The sequence below is a fragment of the Halosimplex salinum genome, from assembly GCF_003730195.1.
GTDB classification, from domain to species: domain Archaea; phylum Halobacteriota; class Halobacteria; order Halobacteriales; family Haloarculaceae; genus Halosimplex; species Halosimplex salinum.
Genome location: NZ_QWGG01000013.1, coordinates 1 through 23628, shown reverse-complemented (window position 1 = coordinate 23628; position 23628 = coordinate 1). Strand labels below are relative to the sequence as shown.

Genomic DNA, 23628 nt, shown 5'->3' with positions numbered 1-23628 from the left:
GTGGTTCAGACATGACAACGCGACTCAATACGATAGGAGCCGTATTTTTCGCGATGGTGATGGTCCTGTCGGTCGGTGCAGGGACCGTCGCGGTCGCGGGAGCACAGACGAACACAGACGCCGGAGACCAGTCGGCCGTCGACAGCGCCGAGTCGGTCGCGGCGCTCGAGAACGGGAGTGCCAAGCCCCTGACGATATCGTGGTTCCGGGACGACGGTGACGCGAACGGCCCGTACCCGGTCCCGCCGAACGAGTACGACGGGAACGAGTCCGAGGGGATCGAGATGTTCACCAACGCGGAAGGCGACGCCCAGTTGCGCGTTGACAACTCGACCGCTCGGAACCCCAACGGCCAGTGGGACATGCTCGCACTCCACGTCGAGACCGACGGGCTCGAAGCCCTGAACCCGCCCACCGAGGGCCCGGACAAGGGCCTCGTCACCCAGAACTTCGTCGAGAACGAGAACTGGGACGTCGAGATCACCCAGACCAACGGCGACAAGGTTCTGAACGTCGAGGACAACCAGGACGGGTTCGAGAACCCGCCGGTCTCGCAGGGGACCGAACGCGACATCCCGCCCGTGATGGTCTTCGCCGACACCGAGGAGATCGACGACGACTTCACGGTCGGTAGCGAACCCGACTCGGGCATCTTCGTCTGGGTCGACCCCAACAGGGCGACTCTCTCCCAGAACGGCGAGGAAGCCAGCTTCGAGCCGGGCGACGAGTTCGAAGCGACGTTCACAGTCGACGGCGAGACCGACACGACGACCTTCGAGATGGTCGACGGTCAGGTCCGCTTCAACGACTCCCTCTCCCCGGCCAACACATTCGGGACGCCCGTCGGCGGCGAGTCGACGTTCGCCGGTGGCACCGACGTGGAACTCGTCCTCGAGACGGAGGACGGCGAGACCCAGTCCACGACCGTCGAGGTCGAGGGCGACCAGACGCTGATGGACAGCGACTCCAAGGCGTCCGCGCCGTGGGGGACCGTCGAAGGGAACTTCGACCTCTCCGGCAAGGAGAACCAGGAGTTCACGGTCACCGCGTACGCGCCCGGTCCGGAGAACGCCACGGTCGACGGTGAACCGGCCCGCGACGACGACGACTACCTCGACGAGGAACACCGGATCCAGGTCGCCGAGGGGTCCGGCGAAGTGCGTGACGTGATCGACCCCGAGTACACCATCGAGAACGCGACGATCCGTGACTCGAAGGTGATGACGATCGCCTACCACAACCCCGACCACGAGACGGCGTTCGGGGTCGGCGAACAGGTCGGTGACGGCCACGCGTCGGGCGACCCGTCGATCGCCAAGAACGTCGACGGCCACGGCATGTTCGACGAGATGTGGGTCCACTTCGAGACCAGCGACGAGATCTTCGAGGCCATCGACCGGTCGCCCGGTCGCAGTCAGGTCGCGAAGTTCCAGAGTTCGCCCCTCTCGCTCGAGGTCGAGCAGGTCAACGCCGACGGTGAGCCCAAAGTGCTGAACCTCTCGCGCAACGCTTCGGGCGTGTTCATCGCCCCGGACGACGAGGAGTCCGACCAGCGCATCTACAACAGCTCCGAGATGACGGGCATCTTCTTCTCGATGCTCCCCAACGACATGGTGCTGTACCAGGACGGCGAAGCGGTCGAACCCGAAGTGGGCGACCGCTTCGAGGCGACCCTGACGATCGAGACCGAGCAAGGCACTCGCGAGGAGTCGACGCAGTTCCGCTTCGTCGAGGGTGAGACGGTCCTCGCGAACGCCGACGAACTCGAACTCCCGCAGTCCGAGGAGACCGAGATCACGTTCAACTCCACGCAGGCCCGCGGCACGGCCATGGGCATCCGCCTCGTCGCCCGGAACGACGACGGCGAGGTCATCATGGACGAGAACACGGGCGAGATGGGCCTCCGCGGTCTCGGCCCGCAGATCTGCTGTGACGGCGGGATGACGAACCCGTGGGGGTCGCTCTCCGCGACGTTCGACACGAGCGAACTGCCCGTCGGCACCGAGATCACCGCCTCCGCCCGGATCGTCGCCGACGTCCCCGACCGCGACGTCGTGACCGTCGAGACGATCAACGGTACCATCCGCGCCCCGCCCAGCGGGTCGATCGAGATGAGCGATCAGTCCGGTGACGGCGAGAGCGTGACCGTCGACAGTCTCGAACTGAGCGACGGCGGGTTCGTCTCCGTCCACACCGGGAGCGCGACCGGTCCCACGATCGGCGTGAGCGACTACCTCGAGTCCGGCGAGCACTCCGACCTCTCGATCGCGCTCGACGAGGCGGTCTCCGGGGACACGACCCTCTACGTGACCGCCCACGTCGACTCCAACAACAACCAGGAGTTCGACTTCCCGGCCTCGGACGACCCGCTGACGAACGACGACGGGTCGACCGTCGCCGCGAGCGCGGCGTACACGCTCGAGGCGACGCCGACTCCGACGGCCACGGCAGAGCCGACTGACGAACCGACCGACGAACCGACCGAGACGCCCGACGACGGTGACGGCACGGAGACGACCGAGCCCGAACCCGACGTCGAGACGACCGCCTCCGGCGACGGCCCCGGCTTCGGCATCGCTGCGGCAGTCGTGGCGCTGCTCGCGGCCGCGCTGGTCGCACGCCGCCGCGACTGACCGGCGGTCCCACTCGGTCGACGCAGTCGATTTTTTCGAACGACATCGCACGCCGAGGTGTCGCCTCGTCGGCTCGTGCGCGATACCGCGGTCGTCAGATCGTCGAAAACGTCCGTGAGAGTGGCCCAGAACCGGATATCCGTGGAACACCGGCCGCTGCTGACCGCGTGGGTTTCACAGAATGGAACGCCGGGCTGGTCCTGCCGGTTCGCGCGAGGGGGTTAGTTCCCTTCGACGGCGACGGTGAACTCCCGGAGCCACGCGCCGAGTCCGTCCTCGGGAACGGATAGCTCACGCGTCGTCGGTTCGAGTTCGGGGTAGCCGCCGACGTCGTCCTGGCTGTCGATCGGGCCGCCCGACCGGTCGCGCACGTCCTCGACGATCCGCTCGTCGTGCGGCGTTCGGTCGGCGGGACGGGCTCCGGCAGAGGAGAGGACCGTCTCGTACGCCTCGTCGGCTCCGACCGCCGTAAATCCCTCCGGCCAAAGCGGTCGCTGACTCGCTATCTCGATGCGCGTCCCGTCGGCCACGACCGGCATCGTGGACGGGTCGGTCGCGTTGTAGGCGACGAACGCGGTGACTGTCCCCTCCGCGTCCGTGTAGGTCGTCCCGACCACGGGCTCGGTGTCGGCCGTCAGCATCCCGCCCCGGTAGTAGTTCCCGACGATCGATGCCGTCGTCTCGTCGGAGACGCCGCCGCCGAGATTCGTCCCGCGGTCGAAGTCGTACACGACGTTGTTCGCGACGACCGAACTCGTCCCGCCTTTCAGGCGCGGGTGGCGGCCGACGTTGTGCGCCCAGAGGTTGCCGGCGAGCGTGACGTTGTCGCTGTTGTTCATCACGAGCGAGCCCATGGAGTGGTCGCCTTTCGGGTGGATGGAGTCGACGAGGCACTCGGCGACGAGGTTATTGCTGAGCGTGACGTCGGGCGCGCCCGGCGAGTTCGTCGACATCCCCTCGTCGGTCCCCCAGCTCGCGGTACAGTGGTCAATTATCACGTTCGACCCGTCGTCGTTCCCGATCGCATCGACGGGGCCCGAGAGTTCGTCTCCCGGGCGCGCCCGGAGGTGCTGAAGTATCACGTTGTCGGCGTTGACGTGGAGACCGCCGCGGACGAGCGTGATCCCGGGCGACGGCGCGGTCTGGCCCGCGACGAAGACGTTCGGCCGCGAGACGGTCAGGGAGTCGCCACCGAGGTCGATCACGCCCCCGACCTCGAAGACGACGACCCGGGCGCCCGGCCGGTCGAGGGCCCATCGGAGCGACCCCTCCCCGGACGCGTCGAGGGTCGTGACTTTCACGACCTCCGGCATCGCGCCCGACAGCCACGACGCGTCGGCGAAGCCGTCCGTCGGCGCGACGTGCGAACTCGGCGAGTCGGCGAGGACCGACGCGTCGAAGCCGGGCGCGACGGCCGTTTCCGTGTCCGTCCGCGTCGGTTCCGGCGTCGCTGTCGGCGTCGGTTCGGGCGTCGGAGTCTCCGATCGGGACGGTGTCAGCTCGTCGGTCGGACCGTCAGATCCGTCGCCGCCGATGGCGTTACAGCCGGCGGTCAGCGCCGCTCCGCCGAGTCCGGCGAGCGTCAGGAAGCGCCGTCGCGACGGTCGGTCGCGAGTCCGATCACTACCACTGTTCGCTCCGCTCTCCTCCGTCATGTCCGCTTCGAGGGTGTACGATCCGTTAAACTTGCCGGACCGGCAGCCGTGAGGGCGACAGTCGACCCCGTGGCCCCGTCACGTTCGGACTGCGCCGTGATCGAGCCGTCTTCGAGCACCGATCGCACCGCTCAGGGCGAGATTTGGCCTGAAAGATGGTTAATTATATATATGGTCATGTGCAAAGTCGGGGTATGCCAGACTTTGACAACTGGCGATCAGAAGCGAGTACGAGACGTGAGTTCATCAGGGCTGGTGCGGCAGGGAGCGTCATCCTTCTCGCCGGTTGCTCGGGGGACGACGGGACGCCCACCCCGGGAGACGGCGACGGCGATGGAAACGGCGGCGGGGGCGACGGTGACGGGAACGATGGCGGTGGCGGAGGCGGAGGCGGCGACGGTGGCGACGGGATGTCCGGCGTCAGCGACGAGCGATTCCGCCTGTTCGACCACGCCGACGCGGCGCCGCCCGAGCGGCACCTGAACCCGTGGAACCCGGCCCAGACGGGCTGCTGGTGGCCCGGTGCGGCGATCATGGACCGCCCGGCGGCCTACAGCCCCTCGGCAGACGAGATCATCAACGTGATGATCGAGGACTGGGAGATGACGGACGACACGACCCTCGAGGCCACGTTCCGCGACGACTACACGTGGCACAACGGGGACCAGTTCGTCGCCCAGGACTACGTGATGGAACAGCAGATCGAACTGGAGATCCTGAAGGCCCAGGCCGAGGACGGAGAGAACGCGCACGTCGCGATGGAGAGCATCGAGGCGGTCGACGACCAGCTCGTCCGCGTCAACCTCCACACGCCGTACGCGCCGAAGTTCGCGATGCAGAACACCATCGCGGACTACCACGGCAACCTCGCGCGTGGGGTCTTCACCAAACACGACGACGACCAGTGGAGCGACTGGCACGGGCGCCTTCGCGACTCGTCGGGCGACGAGCTGACGGCGGTCATCGAGGAGATCACGACCTCGAACTACCCGAAGATCAACGGGGACAACGCGATCGGTCACGGTCCCTTCCAGATCAAGAACGTCGGTGACAACATCATCGTCTGCGAGCTGTACGAGGACCACCCGAACGCGGAGAACATCAACTTCCGGGAGTTCGCGATGCGCAACTTCCCGAACACGAACCAGCCGGTCCAGCCGTACTCGAACGACCAGGTCGACGCGACCGCGGGCGGCTTCCCGGTCCAGGACGACCTCAAGGCGCAGCTGCCCGACACGCACTCGCTGTACCGCGAGGCGCGGTCGGCCAACAGCCTGTTCACGTTCAACTGCGGCGCGAACAACGACTACGACACGCCGGTCAACGACCGGAACGTCCGCAAGGCGATCTGCCACGTCTTCGACCGACAGTCGGTCGACCCGCTGCTCCAGGGCGTCAAACGACGCTTCGAGTGGGCGCCGTGCCGCGTCCCCGGTCGTATCATGGAGCTCGGCGAGCACGAGTCCACCGAGTGGGTCCAGGACTTCGAGCTGTACGGGCAGAACGACACCGAGCGCGCGGCCGAGTACCTGCGCCGGTCGGACTTCGAGCAGGACAGCAACGGTAACTGGCTGACCCCCGACGGCGAGCAGTTCGAGCTCGAGTTCCTGAACGCGACGGAGCGCGTCGACTTCCAGGTGCTCCAGCAGAACCTCGAGAACTTCGGGATCAGCGTCACGCAGAACTCCGTCGACTCCGCGACGTTCGACGAGCGCCGACAGAACGGCGAGTACGAGATGATCCCCGACGGCTCCTCGGCCAACGGGATCACCGCGATGTGGGCGCCGGGCCTCGTCGTCGACTGGCTGTCCAGTCTCGCGCAGTTCTCGCTCGACCAGACCATCCCGATGCCCATCGGCGACCCCGAGGGGGAGAACGGGACGAAGGACATCAACGTCGCCGAGCACATCCAGAGCTGGCAGACGACCGGCGACAGCCAGTACCACAAGGAGCTGATGTGGTGGTGGAACCAGCACGTCCCGGAGCACGAGAACATGTACGAGCCCGACGCGGGCGCGTTCAACACGGCGAACTGGGAGCTCAACGCGGACTCGGCCATCACCGAGGGGATCGACGACGCGCTGTTCATCGCCACGAAGGTCGGCGACGGGATCAGCTACACCGGTAACTGACGCCGCGACGGCCCCGATTCACGTTTTTTCTTCGGCTGACTCCACGACGGCGAGCGGTCGCCGTGTCGCCCGAGACACCGCGTATCGACGGCCCGAGCGAACGCTTATGTCCGCGCGGCGTCAGACGCCCGGTATGGGACTACTCAAATCCGCCGCGAAGGTGATCCTCGGGATCGACATCCTCTTCTTGCTGTTGCTGGCGTTCTGCTTCTACTATCTCGAACCGGGGAGCGCGCCGTACGTCGTCGCGCAGTTGACGCTCGTCCCGACGCTCCTCTCGTTCGTCGCCAGCGCCGTCGTCATCCGAACGGGCTGGGAACCGTTCTGAGGCCCCAGGGGTGACGAACGGGCGACAGGAACTGCCCGCAGTGGGCAGGGTGCCTTCGCGCGCACGGGCAATGGAGAGACAGATTCAAGTTACTCGGAATCGCTACTCATCAAGTAGTAGGATCATGGTAAACATAGACTGGCGTCTGCGCAGGCTAGGGCAGACAGCGTTCACCGCGTGGGCCGTTATCACGCTCTCGTTCGTAATCGTCCGGATGATGCCGGGCAACCCGATGGGGGCGATGATCCAGCAGCTCGAGCGGCGCGGGATGGATCCGGTGCGGGCGAGACAACTCGTCGAACTCCGTCTGAGCATCGACCCGACGAAACCGATACCTGCGGCGTACGTCGACTACATGGTAAACATGGTCCAGGGGAACCTCGGCCAGTCGGTGTATTACCAGGAGTCCGTCGTCGACATCATCGCGCAGTCGTTGCCCTGGACGCTGTTCGTGCTGAGCTGGGCGACGTTCATCAGCTTCTTCATCGGTATCTCCGTCGGCGCCCTGATGGCGTACTGGGAAGGTGGGAAACTGGACGTGGGACTGACGTCGTGGGCGATCCTCATGGGATCGATCCCGTTCTACGTACTCGCGATCATGCTGCTCATCTTCATGTCGTATCGATGGGGGTTCTTCCCGACGGGCGGCAAGCGACCGACCGGCATCGAACCCGGACTGACGTGGCCGTTCATATCGGGGGTGATACACCACGCGGCGTTACCGATACTGTCGATGATCGTCGCCTCGGGGGTGGCGTCCCTGGGGATGCGTGGCAACGCCATCCGGGTGCTCGGTGAGGACTACCTGCGGGTCGCCAGACTCCGCGGGCTCTCCGACGTGACCATCTCGACGCAGTACGTGGCCCGCAACGCCATTCTCCCGATGTACACGACGCTGCTCATCGGGATCGGCGAGATGTTCGGCGGGTCGATCGTCCTGGAACAGGTGTTCCAGTACCGGGGCGTCGGATGGTACATGCTGTCGGCGACGTACCAGCGGGACTACCCGCTGATGATGGGCGGGTTCGTGGTCATCACGCTCGCCGTCGTCATCGCGCTGCTGATCGCCGACCTCACGTACGGCTATCTCGACCCGCGAGCACGGGGGCAGGAAAGTGAGTCGTACTGAGACCCAGCGGACGGGCGCGCGCTCGTCCCGCGGCCGGTCGGTGCGGTCGACGGCCGCTCGCGGCCACGACGACGGGACAGTCCCGTCACGGAGCGGACACGAACAGAGTGATACGATGGACATCCACGGAGCGACCGAGACGGCGAACGGAGGGATCGACCGATGAGTGACCCGAACGACGGACCCGGCGAGCGGGACCACGCGGACGCGCTGGAAGCGATCCCGGACCGCGACGGGTCGACGAGCGACGCCGACGGCGTCGCCCGGACCGACGGCGGGAACGTCGGCGTCGACTCGCCGTTCGAGGTCGTCTCGCAGGTCGAGGAGACACGCCTCGACCGGTTCCGGAAGCTCTACGACACCTACATCCGGGCGCCGTTCCTGATCATCTGGACGGACTGGCGAGCGCGGATCGGGTTCACGATCGTGTTCACGTACCTCTTCATGGGTCTCGTTGGCCCGCACATCATCGAGCCCACGGAGGTCGGCGAGGCCGGTGCGCTCGCCAAGCCCTTCCAGAACATGGACTACCCGCTCGGGACGGACGACATGGGTCGGGACCTGCTGTCACAGGTCGTGTTCTCGACGACGGAGATCCTGAAGATGGTCACCTCCGGCGCGCTGGCGACCGTCGGCGTCGGGACGATGGTCGGCGCCATCGCCGGGTACAAGGGCGGATGGATCGACACCGTCCTCAGTTCGATCACGGACATCTTCATCAACCTCCCCGGGCTGCCGACCGTGATGGTGCTGGCGCTGTTGCTCCCGATCGGGAACAACCCGTACGTGGTCGGCCTCCTGCTGAGCATCGCCGCGTGGGGCGGACTCGCGCGAGCGATCCGCTCGCAGATGCTCACCCTGCGCGGGGAGTCGTTCGTCGAGGCCTCGCGGGCGATGGGCATCTCCTCGCGGGCGATCATCTTCAAGGAGATCGTCCCGCACCTGATGCCGTTCGTGGTCATCAACCTGACCAACGCCGCCCGCCGGGTCATCTTCTCGGCGGTCGCGCTGTACTACCTCGGGATCCTCCCCTTCGAGAACCTGAACTGGGGGATCACCCTGAACCTCGCCTACGGTTCGGGCGCCCACTACCGACCGGGGGCGCTTCACTGGTTCCTGGTGCCGATGATCGCGATCATCGTCTTCTCCGTCGGACTGATCCTCCTCGGGCAGTCGCTGGACCGCGTGTTCAACCCGCGAGTCCGCGCCCGTCACGAGAAGCGGTCCGAGGGCAGCGAAGCCGACGGCGAGGACGACGAAATGACCGCCGAAGCCACGGTCGGAGGTGTCTGAGATGACAGTATCTGAAACGGACTACGAACGGACGGTGGCGCACAGCGACCCGATCCTGCAGATGCGGGACACGACGGTCTCGTTCGACATGGAGCGGGGCGAATCGCGCGTCCTCGACAACGTCGACATGGACATCGAGCGCAACGAAGTGCTCGGCGTCGTCGGCGAGTCGGGGTCGGGCAAGTCGATGTTCGCCTCGGCCCTCCTCGACGCAGTCGTCGACCCCGGCTACCTCAGAGGGGACATCACCTACAACCCCGGAGACGGCGAGTCGGTCGACGTCCTCGAGATGAGCAAGCGGGAACGCAAGCAGTACCGCTGGGAGGAGGTGTCGATGGTGTTCCAGGGCGCGATGAGCTCGTTCAACCCGGTCAGGGACATCGAGACGCACTTCGTCGAGACGCTGGAGGCCCACGACTACGACGTCCGCGAGGGCATGCAGCGGGCGAAACAGATCCTCTCGGACCTGTACCTCGACGCCGAACGGGTGCTCGACTCCTACCCGCACGAACTGTCGGGCGGGATGAAACAGCGGGCGCTCATCGCGCTGTCGCTCGTGCTCGAACCGGAAGTGCTCGTGATGGACGAGCCGACGGCCGCGCTCGACCTCCTCATGCAGCGCTCTATCATCTCGCTGCTGGAGAACCTCAAGGAGCGCTACGACCTCACGATCGTCTTCATCACGCACGACCTGCCGCTGGTCGCGGACATCGCGGACCGCGTCGGCGTGCTGTACGCCTTCGAGTTCGTCGAACTCGGCCCGACCGAGGAGATCCTCGAGGACGCGGCGCACCCCTACACGCGGATGTTGCTGAAGTCGACGCCGAACCTCGAGTCGTCGATCGAGAACATGCGCCCCGTCGAGGGGTCGGCGCCCGACCCGGTCAACGTCCCGGAGGGCTGTTCGTTCCACCCGCGCTGTCCGCTGGCCGACGAGGAGTGCATCGACGTCGACCCCGGCCCGTACGACGCCGGCGAGGGCCGGTTCGTCCACTGTCACCACTGGGAGCACTCCGCGGAAGAGATCCCGATGGAGGACGCGTCCGAGACGGCGGGCCTCGCCGACGAAGGCGTCGAGAGTCGGTCGACGAAACCGACCCCCGACCACGAGGGCGAGGAGCCCGTCCTGTCCATGCAGGACGTCGAGGTCCACTTCGAGAAGGACACCGGCTTCATGGACTTCTTCGGTGACCCGCCGGCGGTCAAGGCCGTCGACGGCATCGACCTCGACATCTACGAGAACGACGTCGTCGTGCTGGTCGGCGAATCGGGCTGTGGCAAGACGACGCTCGGGAAGACCGCCGTCGGCCTCCAGCGGCCGACTGGCGGCAGCGTCGAGTACCGCGGCGACGACATCTGGAAGGTCCGCGACGGCGACGGCGACGGGTCGGTGTCGTGGGGCCACATCCGGCGCTCGCTCCAGATCGTCCACCAGGACCCGGGGAGCGCGCTCAACCCCCACCGGCGCAACAGCAAGATCCTCGAAGCGCCGCTGAAGCGCTGGCACGACGAGCTCGACGGCAACGACCGCCGCCAGCGCGTCATGAGCATGCTCGAACACGTCGGGATGACGCCGCCGGAGGACTACTACGAGCGCTACCCGCACCAGCTCTCCGGCGGGGAACAGCAGCGCGTCGCGCTCATCCGCGCGATGCTGATGAACCCGGAGGTCATCCTGGCCGACGAACCGGTCAGCGCGCTCGACGTGAGCCTGCGCGTGGAGATGATGGATCTCCTCATCGAACTGCAGGAGATGTTCGACACGTCGTACCTGTTCATCTCCCACGACCTCGCGAACGCCCGGTACATCGCCGAGCGGACCGGCGGTCGCATCGGCGTCCTCTACCTCGGCGAACTCGTCGAGATCGGACCGCCCGAACAGGTCATCAACAACCCGCAGCACCCCTACACGCAGGCGCTGCGATGGGCGACGCCGGAGCTAGACCCCGCGGAGGAGCGCGCCGAGGAGTCGCCGATCCGCGAGATCGACGTCCCGGACCCGACGAACCCGCCGTCGGGCTGTCGCTACCACACCCGCTGTCCCGAGGCGCGCGAGGTGTGCACCGAACAGACGCCCGAGTCGTACTCCGCCGACACCGACGCACCGTCCCATCGCGGGACCTGCTTCCGGATGGTCGACGACCACGAGTACTGGCACAGCGAGTCCATCGTCGACGAGTCCAAGGACTCGTTCGACTCGGCGGCCGATACCGGAACCGCCCCGTCCGACGACTGACGGGCGGCCGTTCGACCGTTCGTTCCGTTTCTCGCTCCGTCGCTGCGTTCGCTCCCTGACTCGACCTACAGAAAGAGAGATTCGACAGTCGCAGTCGCCGGTTCTACGGACTCACTCGCCGAGCAGCCAGTGGACGGTGACGCGGCCCCCCTCGAGATCCTCGCTGTACTGGCCTCTGAGGTCCGCCCGGTCGGCGTCGACCGGGACGTTCGTCGGTAGGTCGCCCTCGCTGACCGCCCCCGGGGCGAGTTCGCCGCCCCGGTAGCGGTCGCGATTGTCGCCGAGGTGCCGGTAGGAGTACTCCTCTCCGCCCCGGTAGAACGCGAAGTCCGAAACCAGCGGCGCCCGCGCCGCCTCCTCGCTCGTGTTCTCGGCGCGGACGGTCCCGACGGCCCACTTGTCGCCGCCCGGTGGGTCCGCGGTCGTCTCGCCGTCGTCCCCCTCGTAGGTGTACGAGCCCCCGATCGCCACGTCACCGACGGAGAGAACCACGCCGTTCGGGAGTTCGTGGTCCTCACCGATGGCAATCTCACGCGCGACGAAACGGGTCCGCGCGACCGGTTCGGCGTCCGCGAGGCGATACGACGCCGGTTCGACGTAGTGATTCGCCGGGAGTTCGACCTGCGCCGTCACGCGCTCGCCGGGGTCGACCGTCTCCGCGACGGTCGCTCCGGTCCCCTCCCAGTCGCCGGTCCCGACCGTCGCCTCGACTTCGGACTCGAACGACCCCGACTGCCCGCCGGTGTTCTCGAGCGTGACCGAGAGCGTGCCCGGCGTCCCGATCTCGATCGTCGACGGGACCGAGACGTCGACCGCCGCCACCGACGCGGGTGCCGGTGTCTCGGTCTCGGTCGGGGTCGATCCCCCACTCGACGGAGTCTCCGTCGGCGTGTCGTTCGAGTCGGTCGCGGTGTCCGGGCCCGAGTCGCCCTGACCGCAACCGGCCGTGACTGCCGCTGCTGTCGCGAGAAACGCGCGCCGATCCATACCCGTGGGTCACCGTGGCACAGTAAGGGTCTTTCGATGCCCCCCGTCGCGCGCGCTCGACCGGATCGCTCGTTCGGTCCGCCCGTACTGTTAACACGCCACAGGAACAACAGTCGCTGTCCAGATGGAGATCACGGATATCGAGACGATCGAGTTCACCTGTGAGACGACGAAGACCAGTGACGAGAAGGGGCACGCCCACCCGGGACCACCGCGTGAGCGGGTCCGCCGGATCACCCGCGTGGCCGTCGACGGCGGCCCGGACGGCCACTGTCTCGGCGGCCACCGTGCGACGAACGACCTCGCGTCGGAGACGCTGTCCGGCGAGGACCCCCGTGAGCGCGAGCGGGTGGCCCGCAGGCTCCGCCGGATGGGACGGCTCAGGCGCGACACGCTGAGCGAGACGACCGTCTCGCGGATCGACTGCGCGCTGTGGGACGCCGCGGGCAAGCACTACGGCGAACCGGTGTATCGGCTGCTCGGGGGCCACCGGGACAGGATTCCGGCCTACGGCAGCACGATGGTCGGCGACGACGACCCCGACGGCCTCGGAACGCCGGAGGCCTACGCGGACTTCGCGGAGTCGCTGGTCGACCGGGGGTATCCGGCCGTGAAACTCCACGGGTGGATGCCGCCGTACGACGCCGGCCCGGAGCGAACCGTCGCGGCCTGTCGCGCCGTGAGGGAGCGGGTCGGACCGGACGTGCCGCTGATGCTCGACTCGCATCACTTCTACACGCGGACGGAGGCCAAGCGGATCGGGGACGCGCTCGCGGAACTGGATTTCGCGTGGTTCGAGGAACCGATGGACGAACACTCGGTCTCGTCGTACGAGTGGCTGACCCGGAACGTCGACGTGCCGGTGGTCGGCCCCGAGACGGCCGAGGGCGGTATCTACACCCGTGCCGAGTGGCTCAAGCGCGACGCCGCGGACGTGGGACGCGTCGGCGTCCACGACGTCGGCGGGATCACGCCCGCGCTGAAGGCGATCCACTGCTACGAGGCGTTCAACGTCGAGTGCGAGCTCCACGGCGGGAACCTCCCGAACCTCCACCTCCTCGGCGCGATGGCCGAGTCGGGCGACTACTACGAGCGCGGACTGCTCCACCCCGACTACGACTACGACGCCACCCCGGCGTACCTGGCGTCGCCGAGAGACCCGCTCGACGACGACGGGCACGTCCGCGTCCCACAGTCCCCCGGCCTCGGATACGACTTCGACTGGTCGTACATCGAAACCAACCGGGTCGAACCGTGAGGGGCGGTGTCCGAGCGGATCGGAGCGCTGCCGACCGGGCGAACCGGGACGGCACCGACCGAGCGAACCGGGACGGTTCCGACCGGTCGAACGGAGACGGCGCCGACCGGTCGAATCAAGGCGAGGGCGGCCGTACCTCGGAGCGATGACCGACTCCGACCGGCTGGCACTCGTCTGCTCGACGGCGAGCGACGGCGACGCCGGCGTCTACGCCTACGCCTTCGACGCGACCGACGGGACGCTCTCGGACGCGGCGAACACCGCCGTCGAACACCCGATGTACGTCGCCGTCCACCCGGATCGCGACCGCGTGTACGTCGCCAACCGGACCGACGGCGGCCTCGTCACCGAGTTCGAGGTCGACCGGAGCCACGGGTCGCTCGACCGCCGAGCCGACCGGTCGAGCGAGGGCCTCGGTCCCTGTTACGTGAGCGTCGACGCCGACGGACGCTACGCGTTCGTCGCGAACTACGGAGGCGGGTCGGCCGCCATGTATCCACTGGCCGACGACGGCGGCCTCGGGCCGGCGAGCGACGTGGTCCGCCACGAGGGGAGCGGTCCCGACTCGGACCGTCAGGCCGAACCGCATCCGCACTCGGCCGTTCCCGGGCCCGACGGCCGATACCTGTACGTTCCCGACCTGGGAACGGACCGCGTCGAGGCGTATCGGATCGACGACGACACCGACTCGCTCGTCCCCGCGGAGTCCGCGGGCGTGACGCTCCCGCCAGGGACCGGCCCGCGGCACCTCGCGTTCGGACCGGACGGGGAACGGGCGTACCTCGTCGGTGAACTCGACTCGACCGTGACCGCACTGTCACGAGACCCCGAGACGGGCGCGTTGACCGTCGACGGGAGCGCCAGCACAGTTCCAGACGAGGCGGCCGCCGACAACGCGCCGTCGGACGTCCACGTCCATCCGGCTGGCTGGGTGTACGTCTCGAACCGCGGCCACCAGAGCATCGCCGGCTTCGCGGTGGACGACGACGGAACCCTGCAGTCGCTCGGTCACGTACCGACGGGCGGAGCGAACCCGCGGGACTTCGCCCTCGACCCCTCGGGCAGATACCTGCTCGTCGAGAACCGCGACGACTTCACCGTCGCGAGTTTCGCCGTCGAGGGCGACGGGCGTCTCGCCGAACGCGCGCGACGCACGGTCCCAAAACCGACCTGTCTCGCGTTCCTCGCCCGGGAGTGAACGGGGGCCCTCGCCGCGGAGAGGGGCAGTTTTATTCTCGTTCCCGCCCTCCCGTCGAGCGTATGGAGACCTTCGAATCAGACGACGGCCACGTCGTGGTCCGTCTCGACCGCGGCGACATGGCGCTGGAATCGATCGAAGCGGCCTGCGAGGAACACGACGTCGACACCGGGGCGGTCGTGTCCGGTATCGGCACGTTCAGCAACCTCAACATCCACTACGTCGACCGGACGGACCTGCCGGAGGACCAGAGCGACCGGAACGTCGACCTCGAACTGGAGGGTGCCTGGGAGGTGACCGACGTCGGCGGCGCGATCGCCGACGGCGAACCGCACCTGCACGTCACGGCGTTCGACGGCGAGCGGACCGTGGGCGGTCACCTGGAGGAGGGGTGTGAAGTGAACGTCCTCGGCGAGTTCACGATCAAGAAGTTCGAGGGGCTCTCGCTGACGCGCGAGCCCGGAGAACACAACGTCTCGCAACTGACGGAGCGATAACGGCCGACCCGTCCCTTCTTACCGGCGACGCCACCAGATGAACGTGCGTCCGACCGTGCCCGCGACGACGAGCCCGGTCCCCCAGAGGAGGAAGATCGTCGCCCAGACCGCGGACTCGCCGCGGACGAGGAGGCCCGACTGGATGGCCGCCTCGATCGCTATCGCGAGGACGACGAGGACGACGCCCATCGTCGCTAGCTTCACCATCACCGAGTCGCGCAACTCCGAGAGCGCCCGCGTCGAGAGCCTGTTCGCGCCGCTCGCTTGACTGCTGGTAGCCATTATCGGTATCTGCGGCGGACTCGTACTTATCCGTTTGGGTCACGGTCTCCCCGAAACACATCATATTTCGTTCAATAGAAATATATACTGTTGCCACGAAGCCATCTACGTCCCGAGGCAACACGGGACAGAACTGTACTGTCAGACAACAGATCCACTCGATACAGATCCACCTGCGGCACTGCTGTCATCCCCCGACCACGGGCCCGCCGGCCGGATACACCCCACCACCGTCACTCCGGCCGACGCGGGCCTCGTCGTCGACCACCCCACATCGAACCCGATCCGAGAGTCGGGACCCGACGCCGACCCGGCCGTGGTCTGTGCCACTCGCCCGAGTCGGCGTCTGCGCGAGGCATCGTCCCGACTTCTACCGGACATCTACCGCACAAAGAGACGCGTGTCGGCCGTTCAGGCCGGCGGTTCGTCCCACTCGTCGCCGTCGTCCTGCGGGTTGTAGTCGATCCGCGAGCGTGCGTGTTCGAGGTCGAACCACCGGCGCTGGTTGTCGCTGACCCCGTAGAAGATGCCGTACTCCACGTCGTCGTCGGCCAGACAGCACTCGACCTCGTGAGCGAAGTCCCGGCGGGACTGCCAGGTGCACTTCATCCGCGCGACGGCGCGCTCGTACTCGGGGTCGCCGCGTTCGAAGTCGCCGTCGTCGACGCCCGACTCGGCGTTTCCGTAGGGGTGATCGTACTCGGGCATGTTGACCGTCCCGACGCGGAGGTTGTACACGCGCTTCGGGTACTCGAACTCCTCGACGTAGTAGCGGGCCAGGTCCTCGCCGAAGCTCTTCGACGCGCCGTAGTACGAGTCCGGGCGCACCGGGTCCGTGTGGTCGACCACGAGGCTGTAGTCGCGGCTGTACAGTTCCGGCGCGTGTTCCGTCTCGTACAGGCCCATCACGTGGTTGGTCGAGAGGAAGACGAACGACTCGACCTCCTCCTCTCTCGCGGCCTCCAGCGCGTTGTAGGTCCCGACGATGTTGGGTTCGAGCACGTCCGTCCAGTCCCCGCTCGGGCTCGGGTAGGCGGCCATGTGAACCATCGCGTCCCTGCCCTCGCTGGCTGCGCGGAGCGCGTCGGCGTCGGTGACGTTACCGACGATCGTGTCGTAGCCGCCGTAGGGGTGGTCGTCGGGGCGGTCCGACCGGTTGTAGTACGTGAAGTCGTAGTCGTCCTCGTCGTGGAGATGGTCGATCAGCGCCGTCCCGCACCGACCGTACGCACCGGTGACTAGTACGTCCATACCCGATCCGGGGCACGTCGCCCTATGAAAATATCGGATCCGGAGTCGACCGCCCGCTAGGCGTCGCCCTCGATGCACTCGCGGATCCCCCACCCGTCGAACAGCGTGTCCAGCGACCGATAGGGGTCGGCCTCGGCGTCGCTCAGCTGGTGGGCCCAGTCGACGCGCTCGTCGGGGCGGGCGCCCGGCCCCTCGTTGCCGTACTCGGCCAGGAAGGCGGTCTTCGTCTTGTCGTCGTGCTCCGGTTCGTCCCACGGTTCCCAGCCCCGCGGCCGGATCACGTCGTCGAGATAGCAGTTCATGTACACCGCCTGCCCGTAGGGCTCCCAGGGACGGCCGAGATACACGGACTGGGACGGCGCGTCGCCAGTGATCTCGCAGTCCCTGAACACGTACCCGTGGGACTGCTCTTCCGGCGTCGCGGGGGCCGCGATGTACCCCTCGTCCTTGCAGACGATCTTGCAGTTGTCGAAGACGGCTGTCGCCAGGCCGAAGACGAAGTCCACGTCGCCCTCGACGTAGCAGTTCCGGAAGTACTGGCGAGAGCCCCGGCCGTAGTTGTAGAGGGTGTCCTGGTTGCCGACGAACCGGCAGTTCTCGAAGTACGACCGGTCGCCGTCGATCCGGATGGCGACCGCCTGTGCCACGTCGTCTGCCGCGTTCTCGAACGTGATGTTCCTCGCCGTGAAGTCGATCCTGCGGGCGAAGAAACTCGACGAACCCGTCGTCCCGAGTTCCTCGCCGTCGTCGCCGATCTTGTCCGCGTGGTCGTCGTACGTGAGGACCGTCTCCGCCGCGCTCTCGCCGACGAAGGTGACGTCCGTCCGGTTGGGCGGGAGGCGGAGTTTCTCCCTGTATCGCCCGGCCTCGATGAACACGCGGTAGCCGTCGAACGTCCCCGCCGGGATCGCGTCGATCGCCGCCTGGACCGACTCGAAGTCGCCGGAGCCGTCCTTCGCGACGACGGCGTCGTACTCGTCGCCGTCACCGGGACAGCCGTACTCGGCCATCAGCGCCTCCACGTCGCGGTCGGTCGCGGTCGGGGAGGGCGTGTCGGTCGCCGTCGCGGTGGTAGTGGCGGTCGGGGAGTCCGTCGGCGTCGCGGTCGGCGCCGCGGCGCCGTCGGTGGGAGTTCCATCGGACTCGCCGCCGCTACAGCCGGCGATCGACCCGAGCAGGGCGGTTCCGGTCATAGACAGTACCCGTCTGCGGGACGGCCGACGCGACTCCCGCGGCTGGTCGCCGCGGTCGCTCTCGTCTAACATGCCCTGACAATGACCGAACCGGGGCAAAAACCTGGTGGATCGCCGAGTGGGCCCGACCCGAGAATTCCGCGACGCCCGTTCAGTCGGCGCGGAACCGCTCGATCGCGTCCTCGTCGACGGTGATCCCGAGTCCGGGTTCCTGGGGGACGTCGAGGCAGCCACCGGACGGGTCGAACGGCGTCTCGAGGATATCGTCGCGGAGCGGGTTGGGACTGCGGTCGAACTCGACCATCATCGGGTCGGGGACGTTGCGGGTGTGCGGGTAGTCGGAGACGCTGGCGGCGAACTGGACCGCCGCGGCGAGCCCGACCGCGCTGTTCCAGATGTGCGGGCGCACGCCGACGTTCTCCGTCGAGGCGAGGTCGGCGATCCGTCGCGCCTCCGAGAGCCCGCCACACCGGGCGAGGTTCGGCTGGACGACGTCCACGAGCCGGTCGTCGACGAGCCGCTTGAACTCGAAGCGACCGTAGTGGGCCTCTCCGGCCGCGAGCGGCACGTCGGTCCGCTGTCTGAGCTCGCGGTAGCCCGAGAGGTTCTCCGGCGGGACCGGCTCCTCGACCCACATGAGGTCGTACTCGGCGATGGCGCGGATCGACCGGATCGCCTGGTCGGGGCGGTAGTTGCCGTTCATGTCGACCATCAGCCGCGCGTCGTTGCCGAGGATCTCTCGTGCCGTCCGCACGCGCTCCTCGTCGGTCGCCGGGTCGGCGCCGATCTTGATCTTCGCCGCCTCGAACCCCTCGTCGACGGCCTCGCGGACCGGCTCCTCGATCGGGCGGTCGCGCTCGGTGTAGTACATCGTCGACGCGTAGGGGAGCAGTTCCTCGCACTCGGTGCCGCCGAGGAGGCGGTGGACCGGGCGGCCGACCGCCTTGCCGCGGATGTCCCAGCAGGCCACGTCGACGGCGCTGACGACGCTCTGGACGAAGACGCTCCCGCCGAAGTGGTAGGGATCGGTGTACGACCGCGTGGCGAGCGACTCCGAGTCGAAGGGGTCCATCCCGACGACCTCGTCGCGGAACAGTTCCTCGACCGTGGCGTCGACGATGGGGCCAGGGGCGAACGCTTCGCCCCAGCCGACGGTCCCGTCGGCGGTCTCCAGTCTGATCAGCGTGGTCGAACGGTCGTGGCCGAACCCGCGCGCGTCGCCGAGGCCCTCGCCCTCGGGGAGCGTGTGCGAGAGGCCGACGACCTCCAGATCGGTGATCTCCATGTCAGACAGGCCTGTCCCGCGGCGCATATACTTTGCGACGGGCGACGGAACTCGACGCGACCCGCCCTTTCGTCCGAGGCGACGGCGCCGCGTCCCACTGTTCGGGACCGCGGTGAACGTTTATTACCTCCGTCGTGCAACCGAACGTATGGACGGAACGAGACTGCGGAGTGCCTTCGAGACAGTCGCGTTTACCACTGCAGTGCCCTTCGAGAGCGAGGGGAGCGCAGTCGACCACGACGCGCTGGCCGGCAACCTCTCGGGCATCTACGACGCCGGGGCACGGCTGTTCGTGGCCTGCGGGAACACCGGGGAGTACTACGCATTAACGGACGAGGAACGCGTCGCCGTCACAGCGACACACGTCGAGGCGACGGGCGACGAGGCGACCGTCGCGGCGGGGGCCGCCGGCAACGTGCAGGAAGTGCTCGACCTGGCCGACGCGTACGAGGCCGCCGGTGCGGACGCGCTGATGGTCATGCACCCGGACCACACGTACGTCCACGAACAGGGACTGAAAGAGTACTATCGAGCGATCTGCGACGGGACGGACCTCGGCGTGGTGATATACAAGCGCGGACCGACGCTGACCCGGGACGTGATCGTCGACCTGACCGAACACGACGCCGTCGTCGCCGTCAAGTTCGCCGTCGACGACGTGAAGGAGTTCGCACAGACCGTCGAGGACGCCGAGGGCGCGGTCACCTGGGTCAACGGCATCGCCGAGCGCTACGCCATCCCCTTCGCCGTCGGGGGCGCGACGGGCTACACGACCGGGGTCGGGAACTTCGTGCCGCGCGTGACGCTCGCGCTCTTCGAGGCCATCGAGAAGGAGCAGTGGGACCGCGCCCGACGGATACAGCAGGCCCTTCGACCGCTGGAGGACCTCAGAGACGAACCCGGCGCGGGGAGTACGATAGCGAACGGCAACAACGTCCCGGTGGTCAAGTGCGGACTCGACCTCGCGGGCTACGAGGGCGGGTCCGTTCGACCGCCGCTGACAGATCTGGGGCCGTCCGACCGCGACCGAATGGAGACGCACTTCGAACACCTCGACTCCTGGACGCCGTCCCAGCCCTGAACGCCCGCCGGCGGGTTCGAGTAGACGATGGGTTTATACCAGAGGACACGGATTTACACACCATGCGTTCGTCAGCCGACGAGATACGGGAGCGTCTCAGAGGGGTTGCCGTCGGCCTCTTGACACCCTTCGACGACTCCCTGGAAATCGAATACGACAAACTCGCCCACAACGCGGAGGCGCTCTACGACGAGGGGATACGAACGTTTCTCGCTACTGCGAACATCAGCGAATATCACTCGCTCTCGCGGGACGAACGGCTCGCCGTCGCGGAGCAGAGCGTCGACGCGCTCCCGGACGACGCCTGCGTGCTCGCCGGCGTCGGGGGGAGCACCGCCACCGCGACCGACCTGATCGAGGGCTACGACCAGATCGGCGTGGACGCGATGATGATCATGCCCCCGGACCACACGTATCTCCACGAGCAGGGACTGCTCGACTACTACCGGGAACTCGACGACGCGAGCGACCGACCGCTCGTCCCCTACGTCCGCGGGTTCGAGCCCTCGGTCGACTACCTCGCCGACCTCACACGGATCGACGGCGTCATCGGGGTCAAGTACGCCCTCGAGGACTGCGTGAAGCTCGGCGCAGGCATCGCCGCCGGCGCCGACGACGTGGTCTGGGTCGACGGCCTCGCCGAGCCCTACGCCGTCGCCTTCTGGGCCGAAGGCGTCGAGGGGTTCTCCGCCGGCGTCAGCAACTTCCGCCCGGAGGTCGGGCTGGAGCTGTTCGCCGCGCTGCAGAACGAGAACTGGGAACGCGCCCGGAAGCTCCGAAACATCTGTCTCCCGTACCAGGAGTTCCGCGACGAGACGGGACAGGACAACACACTGGCCGGCGCGTCGAGCGTCGCCGCCGTCAAGGAAGGCCTGAAACTCGCCGGACTCAACGGGGGCAACGGCACGGTCCGCGAACCGATCCGACCGCTCACGCCCGACCAGCGCGACCGCGCAGCCGATCTCTACGATCAGCTCGACGACGACATCAATCGCCTCATCGAGTGAGTCCGCGACGGCTACGGCACTGACGTCTCTCTGCGGCTCGTTCTCGAAGCAATTCTCTCGTCACCACCGGCCGGGAAGCGTCCCGGCTCCCGGTCGCCCGACCCGCTCTCACTCGTCGTCGTAGTGGAACTCGGTCCAGGGCCCGTCGACGAACGGGTACTCCTCGACCACGTCGAGGTCGACGTCGATTCCGAGGCCCGGGTCGTCCGAGACCGAGAGGACGCCGTCCTCGACGTCGGGTTCGCCCTCGATGACGTCGAAGGCGAGGTCGAACGGGTACATCCCCGCGACGGAACCGGCGTCGAGCGCGGGGTCGTTCTCGAACACCGGGTACTCGAGGAGGCGGACCTCCGGCGCCGCGGCGACGAGGTGGGCGTTCGCGGCGAGCCCCACCCAGGTGCCGAAGTTGTGCGGGACGAACTCGACGTCCCGGCCCCGGCAGTACTCGACGGCGTCGCGACAGCCCGTGAACCCCTCGTGGTGGCGCACGTCGCCCTGGAGATAGGAGACCGCGCCCGTCTCGCCCAGTTCGACGAGGCCCGCGGGCGACTCCTCGCTCTCGCCGCCGGCCAGCGGGGTCCCGGTCTCCGCCAGGTCGACGTACCCCTCGTAGTCGTCGGGCTCGACCGGCTCTTCCACCCAGTAGGCGCCCCGCTTACCCGCGTACGCCACCAGTTCACGGACCGTCTCCCGGCCGTAGGCCTCGCCGAGTTTCCACCAGGTGTGGGTGTCGAGCATGAACTCCGTCTCCTCCAGGACCTTGTCGAGCAGTTCGACAGTCCGCCGGTCGCCGTCCGGGCCGATCCCCGGACGGTACTTGTAGCCGAAGAAGCCCAGGTCCTCGATGACGGCGGCCTGCTCGGCGAACCCGTCGGGCTCCATGTACATCCCCGCGCTCGCGTACAGCGGTAGTTCCAGCGTCGGCTCGGTGCCGTACTCCTCCGCGAGCAACTCGTACACCGGGACGCCGTGTTCTTTCCCCCGCAGGTCGTGGAGCGCCACGTCGACGGCCGAGATGGCCTCGGTCACGTCGCCCGCGGGCACGTCCGAGTCCCGGATCAACTCGTGGGCCTCCGGGATCGATTCGATCGTCTCACTCTCGAGGGCGTCGGCCACCGGCCCTTCCATGATGTCGGCGAACGTCCCCTGCGATTCGCCCTCGAAGTACTCCGTCATCGCCGAACTGCTCGCGCCCGCGGTGGCGAACCCGCGAGCGCCGTCAGCCGTCTCGACGACGACGAGGACCACGTCGCGTTTCAGTAACCGCCGCGTCCCGCCGTGGAACCGTCTGTCCTGATGCGGTTCGATCGGCGACGAGAGCGCGTAGCTGTGGATTGCAGCGATGTCCATGCGCGTACACACACCCCGCCGAGCATAAAACATGCGTGACGACACGACGCGATAGCGTTCGGGAAGCGGGAACGGAATCGGAGCCGGATCCCGACGTCTCTCCGAGACCCCGCCGATCGGATCGGTGAGGAATATCCAGAGATCGACGTTTGATGGCCTGTACAGGGCACGAATCGCTCGAATTCTGTAATACAGTCTCGTTCCCCACAGAGGAACAGGTGAGATCGTCTCGACGGACGGAACCGCGGGAGACGAGACGGGAACGGATGCCTCGCCGTCCGCCCCGGGAGCCTGTGTGCTGGGAACCGACCTGCTGAGAGCAGTTCCGTCTCGCTATCGAGTCGACGACGGGGTGGGCGTCCCGTCGTCGGGTGCGGATTCGTCGTTCGGCACACGCGAAAGCTCGGAATCTACGATGTACAGACGGTGAAGATTCAATTTTCTACACTAAGCTGGCGCTCTCGAAGGAGTCTGAGGCGGAAAGTCGCCGGGTGAGCCGTCCTGAAATTACAGTACTACAGCTGTAATGGTTCGGGAGCGGGGAACCGGAGACCTCCGGCCGGCAGTCGGTTTCGAGCTCGACGGTCGCGCTCGATCGTGTCCCGAAACACGCGCTGGCGAGGCGCAACGACGGAGCGACCACGCCCGACGGCACGATTCCGGGTGGCGGCTGGAACGTACCCACATGCAAACTTCGAATACAGTTACGCTCTTGTGAAGGACATTGTTGGTGAGTCAGAGAACAGTTCGAATAATCTCTTTCAGGGCGTCTCGCCCGGGTTTGCGTAGGATTTCTCGGCGAAGTTCGAAGAGTCTGAGATACGCAGTGAGAT

The 23628-nt window shown here is 67.2% G+C and carries 19 protein-coding genes and 1 pseudogene; 12 read left to right on the top strand and 8 right to left on the bottom strand.

From position 1 onward, the window contains the following. Window positions 1–11 precede the first annotated feature (11 nt). A complete protein-coding gene (locus tag D1409_RS21990) occupies window positions 12–2633 on the top strand; it encodes a DUF7282 domain-containing protein (protein ID WP_123539116.1) in 2622 nt (873 codons plus the stop codon). Window positions 2634–2854: 221 nt separating this feature from the next. On the opposite strand, the gene D1409_RS21985 is transcribed toward D1409_RS21990, so the two are convergent. Further along, complete coding sequence (locus D1409_RS21985) at window positions 2855–4288, bottom strand: pectate lyase family protein (RefSeq protein WP_123539115.1); 1434 nt, start codon at window positions 4286–4288, stop codon at window positions 2855–2857. 194 nt (window positions 4289–4482) lie between these two features. On the opposite strand from D1409_RS21985, the gene D1409_RS21980 reads away from it, so the two are divergent. The 6 genes from D1409_RS21980 (at window position 4483) to D1409_RS21955 (ending at window position 11406) form a co-directional block, all read left to right on the top strand. Continuing rightward, on the top strand, window positions 4483–6420 hold the full coding sequence (locus D1409_RS21980) for an ABC transporter substrate-binding protein (RefSeq protein ID WP_235853683.1): 1938 nt from the start codon (window positions 4483–4485) through the stop codon (window positions 6418–6420). Window positions 6421–6553: 133 nt separating this feature from the next. Beyond that, complete coding sequence (locus D1409_RS21975; protein ID WP_123539114.1) at window positions 6554–6748, top strand: hypothetical protein; 195 nt, start codon at window positions 6554–6556, stop codon at window positions 6746–6748. A 124-nt stretch (window positions 6749–6872) separates the two neighbouring features. Further along, window positions 6873–7877 carry an ABC transporter permease gene (locus D1409_RS21970; protein WP_206425153.1) on the top strand — a complete coding sequence of 335 codons (1005 nt, stop codon included), beginning with the start codon at window positions 6873–6875 and terminating at the stop codon, window positions 7875–7877. Next, a complete protein-coding gene (locus tag D1409_RS21965; protein WP_123539113.1) occupies window positions 7864–8043 on the top strand; it encodes a hypothetical protein in 180 nt (59 codons plus the stop codon). The genes D1409_RS21970 and D1409_RS21965 overlap by 14 nt, the downstream gene beginning before the upstream one ends. After that, entirely contained in the window at window positions 8040–9170 is a 1131-nt protein-coding gene (locus D1409_RS21960) for an ABC transporter permease (protein WP_123539112.1), read from the top strand. The genes D1409_RS21965 and D1409_RS21960 overlap by 4 nt, the downstream gene beginning before the upstream one ends. 1 nt (window position 9171) lies before the next feature. Beyond that, window positions 9172–11406, top strand: a complete 2235-nt coding sequence (locus tag D1409_RS21955; RefSeq protein WP_123539111.1) for a dipeptide ABC transporter ATP-binding protein — start codon at window positions 9172–9174, stop codon at window positions 11404–11406. Between the two features lie 111 nt (window positions 11407–11517). Here D1409_RS21955 and D1409_RS21950 read toward each other — a convergent pair whose 3' ends face one another. Next, window positions 11518–12393 carry a COG1361 family protein gene (locus D1409_RS21950; RefSeq protein WP_123539110.1) on the bottom strand — a complete coding sequence of 292 codons (876 nt, stop codon included), beginning with the start codon at window positions 12391–12393 and terminating at the stop codon, window positions 11518–11520. A gap of 124 nt (window positions 12394–12517) precedes the next feature. Here D1409_RS21950 and D1409_RS21945 point away from each other — a divergent pair, with 124 nt between their 5' ends. The 3 genes from D1409_RS21945 to D1409_RS21935 all read left to right on the top strand — a co-directional run bounded on the left by D1409_RS21945 (window position 12518) and on the right by D1409_RS21935 (window position 15346). Next, window positions 12518–13651, top strand: coding sequence for an enolase C-terminal domain-like protein (locus D1409_RS21945; protein ID WP_123539109.1), 1134 nt, complete (start codon window positions 12518–12520; stop codon window positions 13649–13651). Window positions 13652–13796: 145 nt separating this feature from the next. Next, a complete protein-coding gene (locus D1409_RS21940; protein WP_123539108.1) occupies window positions 13797–14849 on the top strand; it encodes a lactonase family protein in 1053 nt (350 codons plus the stop codon). 62 nt (window positions 14850–14911) lie between these two features. Continuing rightward, the gene (locus D1409_RS21935) at window positions 14912–15346 is read left to right on the top strand and encodes a PPC domain-containing DNA-binding protein (RefSeq protein WP_123539107.1); all 435 of its coding nucleotides are present in this window, start codon (window positions 14912–14914) and stop codon (window positions 15344–15346) included. An 18-nt stretch (window positions 15347–15364) separates the two neighbouring features. Here the strand turns inward: D1409_RS21935 and D1409_RS21930 are convergent, their stop codons facing one another. The 4 genes from D1409_RS21930 to D1409_RS21915 all read right to left on the bottom strand — a co-directional run bounded on the left by D1409_RS21930 (window position 15365) and on the right by D1409_RS21915 (window position 19357). Continuing rightward, a complete protein-coding gene (locus D1409_RS21930; RefSeq protein ID WP_123539106.1) occupies window positions 15365–15628 on the bottom strand; it encodes a hypothetical protein in 264 nt (87 codons plus the stop codon). Window positions 15629–16039: 411 nt separating this feature from the next. Further along, window positions 16040–16879: an NAD-dependent epimerase/dehydratase family protein gene (locus D1409_RS21925; protein WP_123539105.1), complete on the bottom strand. Its 840-nt coding sequence runs from the start codon at window positions 16877–16879 to the stop codon at window positions 16040–16042. 56 nt (window positions 16880–16935) lie between these two features. Next, window positions 16936–18144 (bottom strand): pectinesterase family protein, encoded by a 1209-nt coding sequence (locus D1409_RS21920; RefSeq protein ID WP_123539104.1) that lies wholly within the window; start codon window positions 18142–18144, stop codon window positions 16936–16938. Window positions 18145–18223: 79 nt separating this feature from the next. Further along, complete coding sequence (locus D1409_RS21915; RefSeq protein WP_123539103.1) at window positions 18224–19357, bottom strand: mandelate racemase/muconate lactonizing enzyme family protein; 1134 nt, start codon at window positions 19355–19357, stop codon at window positions 18224–18226. 148 nt (window positions 19358–19505) lie between these two features. Between D1409_RS21915 and D1409_RS21910 the strand changes: the two genes are divergently transcribed. Continuing rightward, entirely contained in the window at window positions 19506–20438 is a 933-nt protein-coding gene (locus tag D1409_RS21910; protein ID WP_123539102.1) for a dihydrodipicolinate synthase family protein, read from the top strand. A 62-nt stretch (window positions 20439–20500) separates the two neighbouring features. Further along, window positions 20501–21445 (top strand): dihydrodipicolinate synthase family protein, encoded by a 945-nt coding sequence (locus tag D1409_RS21905; protein WP_123539101.1) that lies wholly within the window; start codon window positions 20501–20503, stop codon window positions 21443–21445. A gap of 108 nt (window positions 21446–21553) precedes the next feature. Here the strand turns inward: D1409_RS21905 and D1409_RS21900 are convergent, their stop codons facing one another. Both D1409_RS21900 and D1409_RS21895 read right to left on the bottom strand, forming a co-directional pair. Next, window positions 21554–22795 carry a mandelate racemase/muconate lactonizing enzyme family protein gene (locus D1409_RS21900; protein ID WP_123539100.1) on the bottom strand — a complete coding sequence of 414 codons (1242 nt, stop codon included), beginning with the start codon at window positions 22793–22795 and terminating at the stop codon, window positions 21554–21556. Between the two features lie 735 nt (window positions 22796–23530). Next, a pseudogene (locus D1409_RS21895) lies at window positions 23531–23628 on the bottom strand (IS1595 family transposase); the annotation flags it as partial.